The sequence below is a fragment of the Aeromonas veronii bv. veronii genome (assembly GCF_000820225.1).
GTDB classification, from domain to species: domain Bacteria; phylum Pseudomonadota; class Gammaproteobacteria; order Enterobacterales; family Aeromonadaceae; genus Aeromonas; species Aeromonas veronii.
The window spans coordinates 93,340-106,195 of record NZ_CDDK01000010.1 but is presented as its reverse complement, the minus strand read 5'-3'; the positions used below and the strand labels follow the sequence as shown (position 1 = coordinate 106,195).

Annotated in this window: 14 protein-coding genes; 6 read left to right on the top strand and 8 right to left on the bottom strand. The window is 61.0% G+C overall.

Annotated elements, in window-relative coordinates:
- Positions 1 to 323 precede the first annotated feature (323 nt).
- Positions 324 to 1,637, bottom strand: coding sequence for a sodium-dependent transporter (locus tag BN1139_RS04400; RefSeq protein WP_005354754.1), 1,314 nt, complete (start codon positions 1,635 to 1,637; stop codon positions 324 to 326).
- A 432-nt stretch (positions 1,638 to 2,069) separates the two neighbouring features.
- Here BN1139_RS04400 and BN1139_RS04395 point away from each other — a divergent pair, with 432 nt between their 5' ends.
- Positions 2,070 to 2,789 (top strand): substrate-binding periplasmic protein, encoded by a 720-nt coding sequence (locus tag BN1139_RS04395; RefSeq protein ID WP_005354753.1) that lies wholly within the window; start codon positions 2,070 to 2,072, stop codon positions 2,787 to 2,789.
- 3 nt (positions 2,790 to 2,792) lie between these two features.
- Here the strand turns inward: BN1139_RS04395 and BN1139_RS04390 are convergent, their stop codons facing one another.
- Together BN1139_RS04390 and BN1139_RS04385 are read right to left on the bottom strand one after the other, a co-directional pair.
- Entirely contained in the window at positions 2,793 to 4,106 is a 1,314-nt protein-coding gene (locus BN1139_RS04390) for a sodium-dependent transporter (protein WP_005354750.1), read from the bottom strand.
- A gap of 211 nt (positions 4,107 to 4,317) precedes the next feature.
- Positions 4,318 to 5,157 carry an isopenicillin N synthase family dioxygenase gene (locus BN1139_RS04385; RefSeq protein ID WP_005354748.1) on the bottom strand — a complete coding sequence of 280 codons (840 nt, stop codon included), beginning with the start codon at positions 5,155 to 5,157 and terminating at the stop codon, positions 4,318 to 4,320.
- Positions 5,158 to 5,363: 206 nt separating this feature from the next.
- Between BN1139_RS04385 and BN1139_RS04380 the strand changes: the two genes are divergently transcribed.
- A complete protein-coding gene (locus BN1139_RS04380) occupies positions 5,364 to 5,927 on the top strand; it encodes a DUF2799 domain-containing protein (protein WP_005354746.1) in 564 nt (187 codons plus the stop codon).
- A gap of 51 nt (positions 5,928 to 5,978) precedes the next feature.
- Here BN1139_RS04380 and BN1139_RS04375 read toward each other — a convergent pair whose 3' ends face one another.
- Complete coding sequence (locus BN1139_RS04375) at positions 5,979 to 6,797, bottom strand: Cof-type HAD-IIB family hydrolase (protein WP_005354745.1); 819 nt, start codon at positions 6,795 to 6,797, stop codon at positions 5,979 to 5,981.
- Positions 6,798 to 6,907: 110 nt separating this feature from the next.
- Complete coding sequence (locus tag BN1139_RS04370; protein ID WP_005354744.1) at positions 6,908 to 8,137, bottom strand: MFS transporter; 1,230 nt, start codon at positions 8,135 to 8,137, stop codon at positions 6,908 to 6,910.
- Between the two features lie 106 nt (positions 8,138 to 8,243).
- Between BN1139_RS04370 and BN1139_RS04365 the strand changes: the two genes are divergently transcribed.
- Both BN1139_RS04365 and BN1139_RS04360 read left to right on the top strand, forming a co-directional pair.
- A complete protein-coding gene (locus BN1139_RS04365; protein WP_005354743.1) occupies positions 8,244 to 8,867 on the top strand; it encodes a helix-turn-helix transcriptional regulator in 624 nt (207 codons plus the stop codon).
- A gap of 311 nt (positions 8,868 to 9,178) precedes the next feature.
- Positions 9,179 to 9,655, top strand: coding sequence for an Lrp/AsnC family transcriptional regulator (locus BN1139_RS04360; RefSeq protein ID WP_005304871.1), 477 nt, complete (start codon positions 9,179 to 9,181; stop codon positions 9,653 to 9,655).
- Positions 9,656 to 9,790: 135 nt separating this feature from the next.
- On the opposite strand, the gene BN1139_RS04355 is transcribed toward BN1139_RS04360, so the two are convergent.
- Together BN1139_RS04355 and BN1139_RS04350 are read right to left on the bottom strand one after the other, a co-directional pair.
- Positions 9,791 to 10,108, bottom strand: a complete 318-nt coding sequence (locus tag BN1139_RS04355) for a hypothetical protein (RefSeq protein ID WP_005354742.1) — start codon at positions 10,106 to 10,108, stop codon at positions 9,791 to 9,793.
- A gap of 145 nt (positions 10,109 to 10,253) precedes the next feature.
- Positions 10,254 to 10,481: a hypothetical protein gene (locus tag BN1139_RS04350; protein ID WP_005354741.1), complete on the bottom strand. Its 228-nt coding sequence runs from the start codon at positions 10,479 to 10,481 to the stop codon at positions 10,254 to 10,256.
- Positions 10,482 to 10,687: 206 nt separating this feature from the next.
- Between BN1139_RS04350 and BN1139_RS04345 the strand changes: the two genes are divergently transcribed.
- Together BN1139_RS04345 and chrA are read left to right on the top strand one after the other, a co-directional pair.
- On the top strand, positions 10,688 to 11,143 hold the full coding sequence (locus tag BN1139_RS04345) for a nucleotide triphosphate diphosphatase NUDT15 (protein ID WP_005354740.1): 456 nt from the start codon (positions 10,688 to 10,690) through the stop codon (positions 11,141 to 11,143).
- A 58-nt stretch (positions 11,144 to 11,201) separates the two neighbouring features.
- On the top strand, positions 11,202 to 12,368 hold the full coding sequence (gene chrA, locus BN1139_RS04340) for a chromate efflux transporter (RefSeq protein ID WP_005354738.1): 1,167 nt from the start codon (positions 11,202 to 11,204) through the stop codon (positions 12,366 to 12,368).
- A gap of 73 nt (positions 12,369 to 12,441) precedes the next feature.
- On the opposite strand, the gene msrB is transcribed toward chrA, so the two are convergent.
- Positions 12,442 to 12,828 (bottom strand): peptide-methionine (R)-S-oxide reductase MsrB, encoded by a 387-nt coding sequence (msrB, locus tag BN1139_RS04335; protein ID WP_005354730.1) that lies wholly within the window; start codon positions 12,826 to 12,828, stop codon positions 12,442 to 12,444.
- Between the last annotated feature and the right edge of the window lie 28 nt (positions 12,829 to 12,856).

The following is a 12,856-nucleotide window of genomic DNA, read 5'->3' as shown; positions in this document are numbered from 1 at the left end:
ATCCCAGTAACGACCACCATATTCGCAAGCGAGGCTGAGATATCAGCTGCGATTGCAGAGAAAGTCCCCATTCAGATGGGGATTTTTTTTGCCCGCAATTCAGTACTCCAGCGTCTTCTGTTGCCGTTGTGGCGAGCCGAGCACTACCTCTTATAGTGCCCTCTGCCACTCTGTCACTCCGATCCTTCTTCATCCTGCTCTTCCGAGATTGCCCGACTGCACTCCTGTCCATCGTGATGCTGCTTATATGAACGCCTGTAATAAAGTGAACGCCAGCAATAAAAAGGGCAGGCCAAGGCCTGCCCGCACGGATTCGCAAAGCGTTACATGATCCCGCGGATCAGGATCCCGCTGATCAGCAGCGGCGCCACCACGCGCCAGCACCAGAGCAGCGCCAGACGCAGGGCGGGTGACAGGCCTACAGGGAGAATGGCATCACCCAAGCGCCAGCCCAGCAGCAGGGTCAGTACCAGACCAAACAGCGGCATCATCAGGTTGGAGGTGAGATAGTCGAGCAGCTCGAAGATGGTCTTGCCAAACAGGGTCAGATCGCTCCATGGGCCGAACGACAGGCTCACCGGAATGCCGGAGGCCATGATGAGCAGAGTCAGTACCCGGCAGGCACCACGGCGCGACCAGCCCCACTCCTCGGTGGTGAAGCGCACCAGATGCTCCAGCATGGAGATGGAGGAGGAGAGGGCGGCGACCAGCAGCAACAGGAAGAAGACTACCCCCAGCCCCTGACCGAGCGGTAGATGGCTGAAAACGGCGGGCATGGTCATAAAGGTGAGACCTGGCCCTGCGGTGGGATCGATGCCGGTGGAGGCCAGCGCCGGGAAGATCATCAAGCCCGCCAGCACTGAGATAAGGCTTGCCAGAGTGACCACCCAGACCCCGGAGCGCAGCACCCCTTCGCTATTGGGCAGGTAGGCGCCATAGGTAGTGTGTACCCCGAGCCCGATTGAGAGGGAGAAGAAGGCCAGTCCCAGCGCGTCCAGCACGCTCTGGCCGGTCAGCATGGAGAAGTCCGGCAGCAGCAGCTGGCGTACACCCGCCATGGAGCCCGGCATGGAGAGACCGACCCCCACCAGCAGCAACATCATGATGAAGAGCGCGGGCATCATCCAGCGCAGTGCCCGCTCAACCCCTTTCTGAATACCCCCCTGCACGAACCACCAGGTCAGGCCTGCGAAGATCAGATGGGTCAGCACCGGCCACCAGGGGTTGCTGACATAGCCGTTGAACAGGGCGGTGAGGGCGCTCCCCTCGCTCAGGTTGAGCTTGCCAGCCATCGCCAGCGCGGCGTAACCCACGGTCCAGCCGCCCACCACGCTGTAGAAGCTGTAGATAAAGAAGCCGCAGGCGATCCCCATATACCCCATCCAGCGCCAGTTCGGCCCCACCAGTTTGCGAAAAGCGCCGAGCACCCCGCGCTGGCTATGGCTGCCGAGCAGAGTTTCGCCGACCTGTACCGCTACCCCCAGGGTGAAGCTGAACAGCAGAAAAACCAGCAGAAAAGCGCCACCGCCATTGGTGGCGGTCACATAGGGAAACTTCCAGATGGCACCAAGGCCAATCGCTGTGCCTGCTGCGGCCAGCACATGACCGAGACGGGAAGACCACTGAACCTGGCTCATACAACCTCCGGGTAACACGACATCGAAGCAATACTCCTCTGTAGCAATAAACGACAGACCATAAAAAAGGCCGCCTGAGGCGACCTTTGCAATGAACATTCAGAAAAACTGTGCGTGCAAGGTCACCTCTCTTGCGAGCTAAAAAATCGACCAAACAGCACGAGGATGGCAGACATGAGGTGGCAACCTGACTAATGAATGAGGGAACAGCCTAAACCATGGAAAGAATAATTGACACATAAAATAAAAAATTTTTTATGTGTGCCGCTGTCACCACTCTGGCTATACGTAGAACTCAATGGGGGAAAACCTCGCCGGGCCGTATCTTTTCTACCTTGTGGCTATTTACTGGGCGATAATCGACGTAGCTTCTTCTGGAACTAGTGACCGCTACATGGCGCTGACGGGAACAACGATGAGACAGGATGTCGTATGAGATGGATGGTGCTGCCCTGGTTACTGATCAGCCTGAGTGTGTCGGCGCAGCCCGGATTAACCCTGCTGAGTCACGACTTACCCCCCTTTACCGAATACCGCGACGGCAAGCTCGATGGTTTCGCCATTCGTTTGATTGATGAGGTGCAGGAGGAGCTTGGCACCCGCTATCCGGTGCGGATTTACCCGCTCAAGCGGGCGCTGGCGTTGGCACGGGTCGAGCCCGGCTATGGACTGTTCGTGGTACAGCGGCTCCCGGAGCGGGAGTCCCATTTCAAATGGGTTGGCCCGCTCTTTATCAATCGGGTCTTTATCTATCAGGCGCCGGATAGTCGCCACCCTCTGACCTCGCTGGCGCAGCTGCGAGATCTGCCCAGAGTGGGGGTAGTGCTGGGTAATGCCGATGACGTGCGGCTGACCCATGAGGGCTACACCAATCTGGTGCGCTACAAGACGGTCGGGGAGGCGATAGAGCGGCTGATGCTGGGCAAGATCGATGCTTTGCCGATGGCGGAGCTGGTGATGGAGGCCACCCTCGACAAGATGGGGTTATCCCGGCGCAGCATCGTCAGCAGTGGAGTGCTGCTCCATCAGGCCGGTCTCTATATCGTCTTCTCCAAGGGAACGGATGATGCCGAGATCACCCGCTGGCAGCATGCCCTGGATGCCGTCAGAGTCGCACAGGGGCGGGCCGATGGGCCCACCCGCGAAGAGTAACCGTCACACCAGACCGCGAATCAAGATCCCGCCGATCAGCAAGGGGGCAACCCAGCGCCAGCAGTTCATCAGCAGGTGATGCCAATGGCTGGCAATCCCCTGCGGCAGCGCCTTGCGTCCCAGCTTCCAGCCCAGCAGCAGCGTCAGCATCAGGCCGAACAGCGGCATCATCAGGTTGGAGGTGACAAAGTCCAGCAGCTCGAAGATGGTTTTGCCAAACAGGGTGGCGTGTTGCAACGGGCCAAACGACAGGCTGACCGGAACACCGCTAACCATGACGAATCCAGTGATGGCGCTGCAGGCCATGCGGCGTGACCAGCCCCAGGTCTCGCACAGGAAGCACTGCAAATGTTCCAGCAGGGAGATGGCCGAGGAGAGCGCCGCAAAGACCAGCAGGGCGAAGAAGATCACCTCAAGCACCTGACCGAAGGGCAGCAGCTGAAATACTGCCGGCATGGTCATAAAGGTGAGACCGGGGCCGGAGGCCGGGTCGATACCGGTCGAGGCCAGCACCGGGAAAATCATCAAGCCCGCCAGTACCGCCACCATACTGGCCAGCAGCACCACCCAGAGGCTGGAGCGACCAACCCCTTCGCTGGTCGGCAGATAGGCGCCGTAGGTGGTGTGAATGCCCAGACCGATGGAGAGGGAGAAGAAGGCCAGCCCCATGGCATCGAGCACGCCGGACATCCCCAGCTTGCTGAAGTCGGGCATCAGGAAGTGACGTACTCCCGCCATCGCATTGGGCAGGGTGAGGCCAAAGGCGACCAGCATCAGGATCATCAGGAACAGGGCCGGCATCATCCAGCGCAGGGTACGTTCTACCCCTTTCTGGATCCCGCCTTGTACCACCATCCAGGTGAAGGCGGCAAACAGCAGGTGAGTGAGGATTGGCCAGACGTCGCCGCTGACATAGTCATTGAAGCGGGCGGTGAGGGCCGCCGCATCCCCATGGTTGAGCTGACCGGAGATGGCCATGCCGGTATAACCCAGGGTCCAACCGCCCACCACGCTGTAGAAGCAGTAGATGAGTAGGGTAGAGATCACCCCCATTACCCCAACCCAGCGCCACTGTTTGCCGAGCAGATCGGAGAAGGCTCCGACTACCCCGCGGCGACTCATGCTGCCGAGCAGGGTTTCCCCCATCAGTACCGCAACCCCCAGGGTGAAGCTGAACAGCAGAAAGACCAGCAGGAAGGCGCCGCCGCCGTTGACGGCGGTGACGTAGGGGAATTTCCAGATTGCGCCGATACCGACCGCGGAACCCGCTGCGGCGAGGATGTAGCCGAGTCGGGATGACCATTGGGACTGCTTCATAAGAACTCCAATCGAGCGCCCCTTGGCAGGGGCAGAATGGCGCTCATGTTACGGAGGTCACTGCGCAATCACTACGACGGTTATCAGGTGTAAATGCGATTTATTGGCATGATTTGCTAATTTAATTCTGTTTTTTGCCCAATCCTGCCACCAAATAAAAACCGGAGCGAGATTGCTCCGGTTTGGTCTCTGACAGCTGCTCGTCGGCGGACTAGATCACCCCGAGCTCCCGTAGCCGCTCCATCAGGTAGCTGTGGGCGGTATGGCGCTCGGAGAGCACCACATCCGGGCGCGGGTGGAGGAACAGCGGCAGGGAGATACGCGACTTGGCGGCACTGCCATCGGTCGGGTTGATGACGCGGTGAGTGGTGGAGGGGTAGTAGCCGCGAGAGGCCTCCTGCAGCATGTCACCGATGTTGATGATGAGGGTGCCAAAGTCGCACGGCACGTCCATCCATTCGCCGTCGGAACCCTTCACCTGCAGCCCTGGCTCGTTGGCGGCGGGTAGAATGGTGAGCAGGTTGATATCCTCGTGGGCGGCGGCGCGGATGGCGCCCGGCTCCTCGGTACCATCGAACGGCGGATAGTGCAGCACCCGCAGCAGGGTCTTCTGGCTCTCTTCGATCATCGAGGAGAGGGGGCAGCTGTAGTGAGCGTCGATATCGGCCGGGGTGTACTGCTCGACCCAGCCCAGCAACTCGGCGGCCAGACCGTTGGCGAGGCGGTAGTACTCCATCGCCTGCTCCTTCAGTTCTTCCGGCATCTGGCCCCAGGGGTAGATGTGGAAGTACTCCTTGATGTCTTTCTGGCTATGGCCCTTGGCCACCTCGGAGACCGAGGGCGGGAAGTAGCCATCTTGGGTCTCGCGGTTGAACAGGAAATCCTGCTTCTGCTCGCTCATGAAGAAGCGATACCAGTTGTCGTAGATGGACTGCACCAGCTCTTTCGGAATGGGGTGGTTGGTCAGCACGCCAAAGCCGGTGGTTCGCAGGGATTCGGTGAAGCGTTGGGCTGCATCGGGTGAGCGGTAATCGACGGTCAGGACTTTCATTTTTTTGTTGCGCGCCAGTTAAAAGATGGCGCAGTTTACCTTGCACCTGATAACAAGGAAAGCGGGTTGGCCGCCCCGTCCGGCACGGCGTTGAATAGTGACAAAAACATCAAATAAACCCCGCCAGACCGCACGGGAGCGCATCCCTTGTTATGGCCTTTTATCCTCTCTAGAATGCCGCTCACTATCTTTTCCGGAGTCTGTTCATGTCCCCCAAAATCCTGTTGCTGACCCTGCCGGTATTGCTGGCGGGATGCAGTGCCCTGTCAGAAGATGAGTGCCGCACCATGAGTTGGTACAACCTGGGTTATCAGGATGGATCGGAAGGCAAAACCCGTCAGGCGAGCCGCGATTACGTTTCGTCTTGCAGCGAGTATGGCCTCAAAGTGGATGAAGCCGAGTGGAAACGGGGCTACGACAAGGGGCTGGAGCTCTACTGCATTCCCGAGCTGGCTTACAGCAAGGGCAAGGAGGGGCAGGCTTATCTGGGGGTATGCCCCAATGACGCCAGATTCCTCAAACAGTATCAGCGTGGCTACGAAGAGTACAAACTGGCTGCCCGCATGCGGGAGATCAGCGACGAGCTGGAGCGTACCGAGCGTGATATCGATACGCTGGAGCGCAGCATCCGCAACGAAACCAACACGGAACAGCGCGACTACTACCGCGCCAAGCGCGATCGGGCCATTCGCCACTACGAATCCCTGCGCCGGGAGTACAACCGTCTGCGCTATCCGGATCGGGTGATCCAGTTCTCCTTCGGCGGTTAATCCCTCTCTTCATGGCCAGCCCGCGTGCTGGCCATGTTGCATCTTGTCAGCTCAGGGCAGTACCCAGCGCTGCAGCGCCAGTGCGATGCCATCTTCGTTGTGGTCGGCCGTGACCCGATGGGCATGGCTCTGGATCTGCGGGGCCGCATTGCCCATGGCCACTGCCAGCCCCACTTGCTCGAACATGCTGATGTCGTTGTTGTTGTCCCCAAACGCCACCACCTGCTCCATCGCAATCCCTTCGCTGGCGGCCCACTGGGCAAGCCGGTTGCCCTTGCTGCAACCTGGCTGTACCAGCTCCACCGCATAGGGGGCCGCCCAGTCGCGGGTAAAGGGCATCTGCTCGACCACCTCGCCCATAAAGGTGTGCAGGCGAGCCGGATCCTGATTGAACAGCTCCAGTTTCCAGACCGGGTTGTCGAGCCAGCCTGCCAGCTCCTCGACCGGATGGATGGCGATCTTGAGGTGGTCCGGCTGATTGGCCGACCAGTGGCGGATGCGGGTGACATGCTCTTCGCAGCCGATGTAGCCAATGCCCTCGCTCAGGTGGAACAGGGCGCCCATCTGCTGCGCCTCGACCGCGGCCAGCAGCTCGGTAAGCGGGGCGGCCGCCAGCGGGTCGCCGCTGAGGATCCCGTTCTGCACCGGATCATAGAGATAGGCGCCGTTGCTGCAGATGAGGGGGGTATCGAGGGCCAGCTCGTGGTGGAAGGGACGCGCCGTCATGTAGTGTCGCCCCGTGACCAGCAGCACCTTGATGCCGTGGGCGCGGGCCTGCGCCAGGGCTGCCCGGGTGGCCGACGAGATCTTGTGATCCCGGGTCAGCAGGGTGCCATCCATATCGAGCGCGATGGCCTTGTACTCACTCATAGCTCCTCCAGCATCGAACAAATCCGCAAAGAGCTTTACCGTCCCAGACCCGGCGCCCCGATGCAAGTCTTGCCCGCGGCCGAAGCACCGAACTGTGATCCCTTCGTGGCTCAGGTGCAGCTGGCCAGCTGTTGACGACGGTCGGCACGGCGGCGTAGCAGATAGAAACCGGCGGCACTGGCAAGGGAGCAGAGGGTGGCGAGATAGAAGGGCCACTCGGTACCGGCCAGCAGCACCAGACTACCGAGCAGCACCGCCAGGATCTCGCTGCCTACGGCGAGGGCGCGGTAGAGCCCCATCGCCTGCCCCTGCTGCTCCGGGTGACTGCGGTTGGAGATCGCCACCGAGGTGGCCAGCTCCCCCAGACTCATGCCGATGCCAGCGGGAACGAAGGTAAGCGCCAGCCCCCACCAGTGCACGGGCAGGATAAAGAGCAGCATGCCGGTCGCCATCACCAGATGGCCGACGATCCCGAGAGAGCTGCCGCGCCAGTGACGGGCGATGCGGGAGCCGAGCCAGGAGCCCGCCATCATGGGCAGGCTCACCAGCACCGCCGCCTGCGCCAGCTGGGCCGGATCCCAGGCCAGCCTCTCCACCAGCCAGATATTGAAGTAGGTGAAATAGAGCTGCACGGCGCCATAGCTGATCAGGGTGAGCGCGAAGTAGGGCAGCAGGGCCGGTTGCAACAACAGCTGGCGGCTGGAGAGGGTCGCTGTCTGACGGGTGGCCGCCACCGGCGGACGATAGGGGATCAACCAGTACACCAGCAGCAGGTTGAGCAGGGTCATTCCTACCGCCAGCCAGGCGGCCAGACTGTAATCCCCCGAGATCACCGCGGCGTAGCCCCCGATCATCGGCCCCACGACCCAGCCCAGATTCATGCCGATGTTGATCCAGGCGAAGCTGCGGGCCTTGTGCTCCTTGCCGGCGAGATCCGCTGCCATCGCTTGCACGATGGCGATGTTGCCGTTGCATAGCCCCTCCACAATCCGGCTGAGCAGCAGCAGGGGGAGGGAGCGCCAGGCGATACCGAGTGCCATCAGGGCATAGCCTGCCAGAACCCCCGCCAGCGAGAGCAACAGCAGTGGCTTGCGGCCATAGCGGTCGGAGAGGCGACCGAGCCAGGGACTGCCCACCAGCTGGAACAGGGGATAGAGCCCCATGATGACCCCCAGCCACACCTTGCGGCTCCAGTCGGAGGCATCCGGCGTCAGCATCCCCTGCGCCGGATCCAGCAGCAAAGGTGCCAACACCGGGGAGGGGAGACTGAAACCTGCAACTGCCAGCGTGACCGTCATGACCAGCACCCAGAGGGGATTTTTGTGCTCGTGTTTCTCCATGCTGCACCCATTAAGTAAAGTTATTGGTTTATTTATGCTGGTTCATAGACTGGATTAAGTAAAGTGAATTATTGATTTAATAAAGGGCGCTCCCCATAATGAGATCATGAACGCAAGCACCGACAAGATCCTGTTTCTGCTCAAGAGCCATGGCCCGCAGAGCGCCGCCGCGCTGGGGGAGCAGTTGCAGATGACCTCCATGGGCGCCCGCCAGCACCTGCTCGCACTGGAGCAGGAGGGGTGGGTCACATTCAGCGACGAGGCGCGCGGGCGCGGTCGTCCCGTGCGGCTGTGGCAGCTCACCGAGCAGGCCTGGCAGCGCTTCCCCGATAGCCATAGCGACCTGACCGTGCAGTTGATCGACAACGTGCGTGAGCTGTTTGGCGAGGAGGGGATGGAAGGGCTGATCCAGCAGCGGGAGCTGCAGATGCTTGCTCGCTATCAGGAGGCGCTGGGGTCCCATGGCCTCTCTGGCCGGTTGGCGGCGCTCAAGGAGCTGCGCAGCCGCGAGGGCTATATGGCGGAGATCCGCCGCGAAGAGGATGGCAGCTGGCTGCTGTGGGAGAGCCACTGTCCCATCTGTGCGGCGGCGCGCACCTGCCGCGGTTTCTGTCGCAGCGAACTGGCGCTGTTTCGCCAGCTGCTGGCGCCGGCGACGGTGGAGCGGGAGCAATATCTGCTGGAGGGGGCGCATCGCTGCCTCTATCGCATCACGCCGCCCGCGCTCTGATTTCGTCAAACGCCCAAAAACAACAAAGCAGGCGCCGGGATGCCTGCTTTGTTGCCTTCGGGGAGGGGGTTCTCTCGTTCCAGCCCGTCGTTTCCCGATAAGGTAAGACGGCTGATGGGGCTCTTGACCCGGTAAGGTCCTTCACCGCAGAGACCCGGTCAGGTATCTGCTTTGCCACCGGAAGATGTAACCATAGTATCCCTCCCGTACCGGTGAGTGGTTGCAAAGTAACCACTTATTTCGGTTGTTTTTGCAATAGTTCACCCTTAATCTAGGAAAAGTGGATTAGTCATTGCAACGAGGAAGGGTAAATGCTGAAACTTGATCGCATAGACAGACATATTCTCGAGCTGATGCAGGAGAATGGCCGCATCAGCAATCTGGAACTGGCCGAGCTGGTCGGGCTCTCGCCGTCCCCCTGCTCCCGCCGGGTCAAGGCGCTGGAGGATGCCGGTCTCATCGACACCCACGTTACTCTGCTCAACGCCCGCCAGCTTGGCCTCACCCTCACCGCCTACATTCACATTTCCATGGACAGACACACGCCCGAGCGGTTCGAAAACTTCGATCGCGCCATCAGCGAACTGCCCGAAGTGCTGGAGTGTGACCTCATCACCGGCAACGATGCCGACTACCAGCTCAAGGTGGTGGTGCGCGACATGGAGCACTACCAGCACTTCCTGCTGGACAAGCTGACCCATATTCCGGGGGTGACCGGGGTGCGCTCCAGCTTCGTGCTGCGCCGCATCAAGCACAAGACGGCGCTGCCGCTCAACCATCTGGGGTGAGCCCGCGCAAACCGCTCATAGAAACAGAAAGAGGAGGCCAGTGGCCTCCTCTTTTGCTATTCGCTCTTGGTTATTCGGTAGTGGTTATCGGTCTGGATTAGCTGTCGCGGTGACGGGGAATGGCGACTGCCGTGGTCAGGCGCTGACCTGGCTGATGTCTTCCACCTGCAGCAGCCAGCCGCTCTGCTCCTGCTGCGGTTCGCCGCTGACTCGCAGCCGCTCGCCGGTCGGCACCCACTGCCCCTCGGGCAGGGAGACCAGCAGGCTCTCGCTGCCGTTGTCGAACAGCCAGCGATCTTCGCCAAGCGATTCAATCAGATAACCTTCCATCTCCACTCTGGACTCGGCTTGCCAGGATGGCGCAACGGAATCACGGCTCTCGATGAAATCCCCCTGAACACCAAAACTGGCTAGCCCCCACAGAATGGAGAGCCCGACGATGGATGTTTGCATCTTGTCTCTCCTCTTTTGGAACTGTAGGGCCAGTATGGGAACAGAAAACTGAGCGCACCATGAACAAGGTGGCAAAGTGCTGGCGAGATCGCGAAAAAATCCGGCCAATTGGCCGGCAGTGTCATTTTATGGTGCCTGGATCACACTATTTGGCGGCTTCTTCTGCCATCCGTTCAGCTCTTGGCTTATTCGTCCACATGGCTACCCCGCGATGATCCCCACAGATCCCCTCTGCCACCACGGCGCGAACCCGGGTGCCATCTTTGCAAATGGCCTGCCAGGCGTCGGCATCATCGATGGCGAGCGAGTTGGGGGGCTGCGTGGTTTGGCAAGCCGTGAGCAGCAGGGCGCACAGGGGGAGCAATTTTTTCATGGCAGACTCCTCGGGGTAATGGGGGACTGAGAGGATTGGGATGACCTCTCCATCCGGGCTTCACTCCCCAGCATCAGTGATAACCGGTTAAGGGGCAAGGGGAGGAGCCACCGACAGGCACAGGTGCCGTGCAGCCGGGACTTGCCCTGTGCCCTCCTTGGGCCTAAGGTGGGGCCGTTTTACTGCCTTATTGAAGGAGCGTTTTCATGTCCACTCTCTATCCCCGCGTCGGGGTCGGCGTCATCCTGACCAACGCCCAAGGCCAGGTGCTGCTTGGCAAACGCAAAGGGAGCCATGCCCCCTACTGGTCGATCCCGGGTGGTCATCTGGAGTTGGGGGAGAGCTTCGAGTCGGCGGCGATCCGCGAGGTGGCCGAGGAGACGGGACTTGAGATCCATGGGCCCGAGGTGGTGGCGGTGACCAACAATCTGGAGACCTGGCGCGAGAGCGGGCTGCACTATATCTCGGTGACGCTGCACGCCCGGGCCGATGGTGAGCCGCAACTGCTGGAGCCGGAGAAGTGCGAAGGCTGGGTCTGGTGCGATCCGCGCGAGTTGCCCGAGCCCCATTTCGACGCCAGCCGTCAGTCCATCACCTGCTGGCTGGCGGGACGCTGCTATCTGCCGGGTGATATGCCCATGGTGTCGGCCGAATCAGTCTGATTGTCATAAAACGATCATCGCGCTGTCATAATATCCCCTCTCCATCGGGAGGAGAGGGATGAGGGGGAAGATCGTGGGGCAGGTATTTATTCAGTTTTTATGGCTGGGATGCATCAGTTTTGGCGGCCCGGCCGCTCATATCGGCTATTTCCAGCGCACCTTCGTCCAGCGGCTCGGTTGGCTGACACAGGCCGAATTTGCCCGCTTGCTGGCGCTGTGCCAACTGCTGCCGGGGCCCGCCTCCAGCCAGCTTGGTTTCGCTATCGGTCGTCATCGCGCCGGTCTGGGCGGGGCGCTCTCAGCTTTTCTTGGTTTCACGCTGCCCTCATTTCTGCTGCTACTGGCGGCCGCGGTCGGCATCGGCCAGCTGGGCAGCAATCTGTGGCTTGATGCGGCGCTGCATGGCCTCAAGCTGCTGGCGCTCATCGTGGTGGCCGATGCGGTGCTCACCATGAGTCGTCAGTTCTGTGCCACGGGAATGACCCAAGGGATTATGGTGGTGACCGCTGCTGCACTCTGGTGGCAGCCCGGTCTGCTGACTCAACTATTGATGCTGGCGGGAGCGGCGTTGATCTGCGCCCGCAGCCAGCGCGGGGCGGGTAGTGTGCCAGCCTCCGCCGAGCTGCCTGCTGCCGCCAGCAGTCAGCCCCATTGGCCGACCCTGCTGCTGTTTGGCATCCTTTTTATCGGTCTGCCGCTGCTCGGTAGCCCGATTGGCCAGCTGGTTGCCGACTTCTATCGCGCCGGTAGTCTGGTGTTTGGCGGTGGCCATGTGGTGCTGCCGCTGCTGCAAGAGAGCGTGGGCCACACTCTCAACGCGCAACAGTTTCTGACCGGTTACAGCCTGGCCCAGTTGGTGCCGGGCCCCATGTTTACCCTTGCCACCTATCTTGGCGCCCAGCTGCAGCCCGAGATGCCGATGATCGGAGCCTTGTCGGCGACCCTGGCGCTCTTTGCACCCGGTTTTCTGCTGCTCTGGGCGGTGGGCCCCTGCTGGCAACAGTGGCTGGCCAGTCCCCGTCTGGCGGGGGCTGTCACCGGCATCAATGCTGCCGTGGTGGGGCTCTTGCTGGCCGCGCTCTACCAGCCGGTGTGGCAGAGCGCCGTGCTGGCGCCGACCGATCTGGCGCTGGCGGCCATCGGCTTTTATCTGCTGCGGGTGTTGAAGTTGCCGGTGCCGGCCATCGCGGCCCTGTTGGTGATGGCTGCTATCCTGCTGGCGTGAACGCGGTGAAATCCCGATAAAAAACGGCGCCTCCGTGATGGAGGCGCCGTTTTTATTGCAATGGGTCAGCCGCTTAAGCGTCGGGATCGAAATCCAGACTCAGGCTGTTGACGCAGTAGCGCTGGCCGGTCTCGGTCGGTCCATCGGGGAAGACGTGACCGAGGTGAGAGCCGCACTGGCGGCAGGTGATCTCCACCCTCTTCATACCGTGGCTGTTGTCCTCGGTGTACTCCACCGTCCCCTCGATGGCCTTGTCGAACGAGGGCCAGCCGCAGCCGGAATCAAACTTGGCTCCTGAGTGAAACAGCACGCTCTTGCAGCAGACACAGAGGTAGTCGCCGCTCTTGCGATTGTGGAGCAGGGCGCCGCTGTAGGGGCGCTCGGTGCCCTTCTCCCAGCAGACGTGAAACTGCTCGGGGGTCAGTTTGCTGCGCCACTGTTCCGGATTGTTACTGCTCATACCGACTCCTTGCCATCCATACCGGAGC